This is a genomic window from Paenibacillus macerans (assembly GCF_050565405.1).
Classification (GTDB): Bacteria; Bacillota; Bacilli; order Paenibacillales; family Paenibacillaceae; genus Fontibacillus; species Fontibacillus macerans_B.
In genome coordinates this window covers 127,855-134,600 of record NZ_JBNYYG010000009.1, presented here as the reverse complement: position 1 = coordinate 134,600, position 6,746 = coordinate 127,855, and the positions used below count along the sequence as shown (strand labels likewise).

Genomic DNA, 6,746 nt, shown 5'->3' with positions numbered 1-6,746 from the left:
GTGGCGTCGTAACCCCGAGGATACTCTACTTTTTTGTGTTTTGGATAGACTCCAAAACTTGGTACACAAACAATTTTACGTCATCATAGCGGGACGAAGTGCTGAGAAATAGAGGTACTTTTGGGCCTTATTCGGTCGATTTTGCGGCGGACAGCCCAAATAGAGGAATTTTATGGCCTTATTTTGGCGCCTAAACGGCCCGTAGGCCATTTTTTTCATGTTCCGGGGAGAATAAGGGTAAAAAGTTCCTCTATTTTGCGGCAAACGCCGGAAAAGGCAAAAATAAGGCCCTTTTTTACCCTTATTGCGTAGAGACGTCTCTGGAGCGGGCTTACGACCACCCCTACGCTCCCCCTACGCTCCGCTTCGCTGTCCGTCGATATCCTCCGCTCCCGCTTCGCTGCCGATTCCGCAAGCGATCCGCTGCCCATCTACGTCCGACCGTTCGCTCAACGACCGACCTTCTGAGCGATCATTTTCGTCATCGCATGTTGGTGGGGGATGCCGGAGGAATTGCAATCGAAGACGACCTCCGCGCTGTCCCGGATCAGCCAGTCGCGGTACAACGCGAGCAGCTCGCCGGAATGCCAGGGGTAGGCGAAGGGCTCTTTTTCCGGCGGCGGGGCGATAAAGGGCTTCTGCACGAACACGTTAAACACATGCAGACCGCCATCCCGTGTAAAACGTTGGTAGTTGGCGAAAACATCCGCCCGCTCTTCCGCCGGAATGTAATGCAGTACGCCGCTGGAATGCAAAATGTCATATTCTGTATCGAGCCGGAAATCGCGGATGTCCGCTTTAAACGAGTTGACGAGCACCCCCGCCCGGTCGGCGAGCCGCTTCGTCTTCTCAATGCCGGCATCGGTGACGTCAAACGCCGTGACCTCATAGCCGTTGCGGGCCAGAAACACCGCGTCCTTGCCTTCCCCGCAGCCGATGTCGAGCAGCTTGAGCGGGCGGGTCGGCGGCATAAGCTGCAGGATTTGATAGCAGGAGGAGTTCGGCTGGGTCCCCCAATAATAGTCGGGGATCCGGTACTGCTCCTCGTAGATCGTCACCGGTTCTGCCTGGGCGGCATACCCCAGCAGCTTATCGACCGTGATGCCGAGCAGGCCGGCCAGCTGCGGCAGAAGGGCGATATCGGGCATGGTCTGGGCGTTTTCCCATTTGGATACGGCTTGGAAGGATAAGCTGAGTTTCTGGGCAAGCTCGTCCTGGGTCAGTCCCTTTTCCTTCCGGTACCGGCTAATCGTGCGAGCTAACTGATCTTTCACTTTGCTTCACGCTCCTTAGTACCCTTATTTTAGGGGGACGGCTGCGGCCGCACAATAACCCGTTCCGCGAAAAAAACGGCCGATTCAACCGCCGGTTGACCTTGGAGGTCGCCGGCGGCCGGTTCGGCCGACATGCTTATAGCTCGTATGAGTATTAGATTGGATGGTGAACCCGCCACCGACCCCGGAAATTATTCCGCCTGAGCTTTGCCCGTTACGGCGCTTCCGGTTTTAGTCAGCTTGTAGCTGACGATTTCTCCGCTCCAGAAGTGGAATTTCAGCGTGACCTCGCCATCCTTCACCTCTTTGAAAAACTCCGGCAGCAGCTTGATCTGCCCGGCCGCCGAATCCGGCATAAACGTATAGCCGAATTCCTTGTAAGGGGTCCAGTTCTGCGGCCCGGCGTTGGTGCCGTCGGCGTAAACCGCCTCCATCGTCGCCAACTGGTTGCCGTTATACCGGACCGGAACGGCGAAGGCGTCGGTCGTCCCGGCCGTATCGCTCAGGACCGGCGTATCGTAGACTATGACCTTGAACCGCCAGTCGGGCCCGTAGCTGAAGCGGGCGGACAATGTGGCGTGCAGGCCCAAATGCGAGTGGTTCGTCAGACGGGTCAGCAGCCCGGCCTTCAGCGTCAACTCCTCGCCGTTCAGCTCGTAATCGCGGCCCTTTTTCAGCTTCGCCCCGTCGGCGAACAGGGCGGTCAACGAATTCCCGTTCAGGCTGAGCTTCACCTTGGCGTCCTGAACGTCCGCGCCTTTTCGCGCATAGACGAGATCGGTTTCCGCGGTCGCCGGCCGTTTTATCCAGCTCGCCTTCATCATTTGAAACAGCTCTTCGTCGGACCACTGATAGGTTAGCCGGCCAAAGTGCTGGCCGTTATCCCACAGCATGTGGGTGATGCCCTTCGACTGGACATAGTGGAGCAGATGCTCGAAAAATTTCAGCTTTTCGCCTTGCTCGATGACGCCCGTGCTTCGGTCGAAGCCGAGCAGCCCGTATTCGCCGAGGATCACGGGAATACCTTTGGCCACGAGCGTATCGTAGACGTTGTCGAACGTGGCGAAGATATCCTGCTGCGTATCTTTATCAAACCGGTAGTAGCCGGCGATGTTGACGCTAAACGGCCAGAAGCCGTAGTAATGGACGGTTGCGATCAAATTCGGATCGTTCAGCGAAGTGATCATGTCGTAAAGCTGGTCGAGGTCCTCCTGCGCCGGCGAGGTTTCCCGCGTCGGCAACACGAGCGGCCGGACCGCATTCTGACCGCTGGAATCCCGCACGATCGCATGGAAGGACGCGGTTAGCTCGTTCAGCAGTTCGTACTGTTTGGCGCGATCGGTCGTTCCGCCGTCGGTAAAGCGCGGCTCGTTGATGCTTTCGAACAGCAGCTTGGCGGGATAATCCTTGAATCGGTCGGCGATCTGCGTCCACAGTGCCTCGTACCGGGCGAGCACCGTGTCATGGTTCTTCTCCATGTGGCTGACCCACAGCCACGAATCGTGATGAATGTTGATCATGACGTACAGCTTGGCGTCGAGCGCCCAGTCCACGACTTCCTGGACCCGATCCAGATAGGCCGGTTCGATCTTGTAATCCGGGGCTGCGCCGAGGTGAACGTCCCAGGTCACCGGAATGCGGATGCTTTTGTAGCCCTGGGCGGCGATCGCTTGGATCAACTCCTTGGTGACGCGGGGGTTGCCCCAGGATGTTTCGTCGCTGCCGGTAGCGTCCAGCGTGTTGCCCAGATTCCAACCGGGCTGCATCGCGCTGGCGACCGCCTGCATGCCGCCGTTCGGTTTCCCGCTTGGGGATGGGACCGCCGTTTCGGCCGACGCCGCAGCCGCGCTCGAGAATAAGGCGACCAGCAGCGCAGCGGCCAGCGCCATCGCGAATCCGGGCTTGAGTTTGCTTTTGCGCATCGGTAGTTCTGAACCTCCTCCATATTTATTGTAAGCGTTTTCCGATTAATAAGTTACCATGGGAGTTCGGCGAAGAATACCTGAAAAAATAGGAGGGATTTCATGGGGAAATTAGATAAAACCTTCATTTTTTACGCCAGGCCAGGAAATACAGCGGCCTCTTTGCCATAAGGGGAGCGGAATACAGCCACTTGACGATCCGCGTGGACAGCCATTGACAGAGCAAGGCTTGTATAATGATTTTCCAGTCGATGACGATCGCCGTGATGAGGAAAATGCCCCCGTTCATCCAGAATAGCGCGGAGCCGGGGTTAAGCCGCTTCCGTTTGGCGATGGCAAGCGCGACGAAGCCGATCCCGCCGTTGGTGACCCGCTGCTTAAACAAAATGGCGATGCCCACGCCCAGAAACAGGGAGCCGGCGAGCAAATTAACCCATACGTTAGCGAACGGCGTTTTGAAATAAACCTCGAAGAAGTTCACGGATACCGACGTGACGGTAATGACCATGATGGTGCCGATCGCGCTGATGCGTCCCAAATAATGCACGGCGAACAGGAGGAAGGAGATGTTGGTCAGCCACAGCCCGATGCTCATCGGGAGCTGGAACCAGTGGTTAAGCAATACCGCGATTCCGGCGCCGCCGCCGGAGGGGATCGAATGGGGAAACAGAAATACGCCCATGGCAAAGCCCTGGATCAGGGAGCCTGCGAAGATATGGGAGCTTTTGATCCAAAGCCGGCGAAAAAACCGGGTCCGGGGCGCTTGGAAACGGGTCTGCACTGGGAATCATCCTTCAAGTGGAATATGGAGCAGCGGGCTAGTCCTGCTGCTTATACAGCCTATGCTCCCGCACGGGCAGCCATGCCTTGGACGAACGAACTTCAACGTTTTGTTATTAGGAGAAAAAGGATTTATGGGGTGAAATATGGAATACAAGTGAGGATACGTAGCGGATAAATCCATATCAGCCGATGAAGGGTGAGCATACATGTTTTTTCTGAAAGAGGTTATTCTTCAGCTGTTCTTTGCCCTAATGCCGTTTGTTATGTTCAATGTGATTTATCGCGATCAGCCCTGGAATTATACGCAAAAATTCATCATGATGACCAGCATGATCTGCCTGTTCCTATCGATGACTTTTGGGGCCAGCGTCGTTACCGGGTATTTCTACGATATCCGATATATCATTATGTTCTTCGGCCTGATCTTCGGCGGACTGCAAACGGGGCTTGTTCTATTGGTGGAGTTCTTCCTGTTCCGGTTATATATCGGCGGAGAGGGCACCTTCATTGCGATGGTCATCGTGACGATTACGTTCCCGGTTTCTTATCTGCTGTACCGCATTTACGAACGAACCGAGCGGAAACCGCTCGTGCTTTTACTGGCCAGCCTGTTTTTTTCGGTGACGCCGATTTTGCTCGTTTATTTGGAAAACCCGGCTTCCGTGATCAATAACCTGGTGTTTCATGTATTCGTGGTTCCCGTGCAGAATGCGGTCGGCTGCTGGCTGCTGATCACGTTGTTCAAAAAGGCCGTGACCGACAAGGATTTATTTATCGGCTACGCGCAAAACGAACGGGTCCGGGCAATCAGCCACGTCGCCGCTTCGCTCGTTCATGAGGTGCGGAACCCGCTGACCGCGGTGAAAGGGTTCCTGACCCTGATTCGCGAAGGCGGCGCGGACCGGGGCCGGACCGAACGTTACATCGAAATATGCATGAGCGAAATCGCCCGGACGGAATACATATTATCCGAGTACCTGGCCATCTCCAAGCCGATCGGCGACAAGCAGGTCCCCACGGATCTGGAGGAGCTGCTGCGCATCACGAAGGACGTGATGAGCCCGTACGCCAATATGCATAACGTGCTGCTGGAAATCGAGCATCCTGCGGAGCCGGTGTGGATTTTGGCCAATCCCGATAAGATGAAGCAAGTACTCGTCAACTTTATCAAAAACGCGGTGGAAGCCTGCGCGGAAGCGCCGCAAGGCCAGGGCAGGGTGTCGTTGCGGCTGCAAATGACGGCACGCAAGGTCACGTTGGCCATCCAGGATAACGGGATCGGCATGTCCGAAGAGCAGGCGAAGCGGCTCGGCTCGATCTATTTTTCGACCAAATCCAGCGGAACCGGGCTTGGCATGACGTTCTCTTACCAAGCGATTATGGCGATCGGCGGCACGGTGACGGTGCAAAGCGAACCCGGGGTGGGCACGGAATTTACCATTAGTTTGCCGATCTACGCGAAGAAGGATCAGGAAGCAAAGGAGAGGGATGAAGCATGAAGGAAGCTGACGGGAAGATATGGGTCAAAATCATCTTATGCGTGATATTAATCTGCGTCGTCCTGTTTTTCGGGTTTTTCGCAGGGCTGTTCGTCTCGTTATCGGGCGGGGCGATGTTCTATGCGCCGCTAGTGCTGATTGCTACCGGCGTCGTTGCTTTATTCCTGATTCTCTATATGTTTGTTCCGGTTCGGCACCGGCGCAAGCTGCATTTCTCGTTGTTGGCCGCCGTGGCCGCGGGCGGGCTCGCGTCGGGGGTGTACGAGATCCGGCAGGCCTACCATGACAGCATTCCGGTCGTGAGCGATCGGGAGGTGGATATGGGGCAGTACCGGCCGTTCGGCGACACTGGAAAGCTGGCGGTGCTTCCGGAGCCGTCCGACTTGACGCTGACATCGGAACTGCCGAGGCTTGATGGGGCTACGGCGCTATATCCGCTGTACGCCGCATTCGCCCAGGCGGTTTATCCCCGTCAGGAATATGACTTGTATCAGAGCGAAATTATGGTGAATACGACGCCCGTAGCCTACAAGAATCTGATCGAAGGCCGGGCGGATATCATTTTTGCCGCCGCGCCGTCGGAGGGGCAAAAGGCCGCCGCCCGCAAGCAAGGCAAAGAGCTAAAGCAAATCCCGATCGGGCGTGAGGCGTTCGTCTTCTTCGTCAATGCGTCGAACCCGGTGACGGGGCTGACGACGGAGCAGATCCGCGGGATTTATTCGGGGGAATTGACCCGGTGGAGCGAGGTCGGCGGCGGCAAGGGAGACATTCGCGCGTTCCAGCGGCCGGAGGACAGCGGCAGCCAAACGATGCTGCAGCGGGTGATGGACGGCAAGGAACTGGCCGTACCGCCGAAGGAGGATGTTGCGTCCGGGATGGGCGGCATCATTTCGCGAACCGCAGATTACCGCAATTACAAAAACGCGCTTGGGTTTTCATTCCTCTTTTACGCTACCGAGATGGTCGGGAACGGGGATATCCGCCTGCTGGAGATCGATGGGGTGAAGCCGAACCGGACCACGATCGCTAACGGGGAATATCCGTTCGCGGCGGAGTTTTACGCGATCACCGCGGGCAGCGACAATCCGAACGTGGATAAGCTCATCGCCTGGATTTTGTCGCCGCAGGGACAATATTTAGTGGAGCAAACCGGCTACACGCCGGTCTCGCCGTGAACGTATTGACACCATAAATAAGGATCGATAATATGTAACTTAGGGATTAGCACTCTGGTGATCAGAGTGCTAACATATGGTTAGACAAGCGAA

Annotated in this window: 5 protein-coding genes; 2 read left to right on the top strand and 3 right to left on the bottom strand. The window is 56.2% G+C overall.

Annotation, left to right across the window (positions count from 1 at the left end):
* Positions 1-449 precede the first annotated feature (449 nt).
* The 3 genes from ACQ4N8_RS08950 to ACQ4N8_RS08940 all read right to left on the bottom strand — a co-directional run bounded on the left by ACQ4N8_RS08950 (position 450) and on the right by ACQ4N8_RS08940 (position 3,977).
* Complete coding sequence (locus tag ACQ4N8_RS08950) at positions 450-1,274, bottom strand: methyltransferase domain-containing protein (RefSeq protein WP_430704002.1); 825 nt, start codon at positions 1,272-1,274, stop codon at positions 450-452.
* 191 nt (positions 1,275-1,465) lie between these two features.
* The gene (locus ACQ4N8_RS08945; protein ID WP_430704001.1) at positions 1,466-3,196 is read right to left on the bottom strand and encodes a cellulase family glycosylhydrolase; all 1,731 of its coding nucleotides are present in this window, start codon (positions 3,194-3,196) and stop codon (positions 1,466-1,468) included.
* A 124-nt stretch (positions 3,197-3,320) separates the two neighbouring features.
* Positions 3,321-3,977, bottom strand: coding sequence for a YitT family protein (locus ACQ4N8_RS08940; RefSeq protein ID WP_430704000.1), 657 nt, complete (start codon positions 3,975-3,977; stop codon positions 3,321-3,323).
* A 208-nt stretch (positions 3,978-4,185) separates the two neighbouring features.
* Between ACQ4N8_RS08940 and ACQ4N8_RS08935 the strand changes: the two genes are divergently transcribed.
* Entirely contained in the window at positions 4,186-5,478 is a 1,293-nt protein-coding gene (locus ACQ4N8_RS08935; protein ID WP_430703999.1) for an ATP-binding protein, read from the top strand.
* A complete protein-coding gene (locus ACQ4N8_RS08930; protein WP_430703998.1) occupies positions 5,475-6,653 on the top strand; it encodes a PstS family phosphate ABC transporter substrate-binding protein in 1,179 nt (392 codons plus the stop codon). Before ACQ4N8_RS08935 ends, ACQ4N8_RS08930 begins: the two co-directional genes overlap by 4 nt.
* Positions 6,654-6,746: the final 93 nt, after the last annotated feature.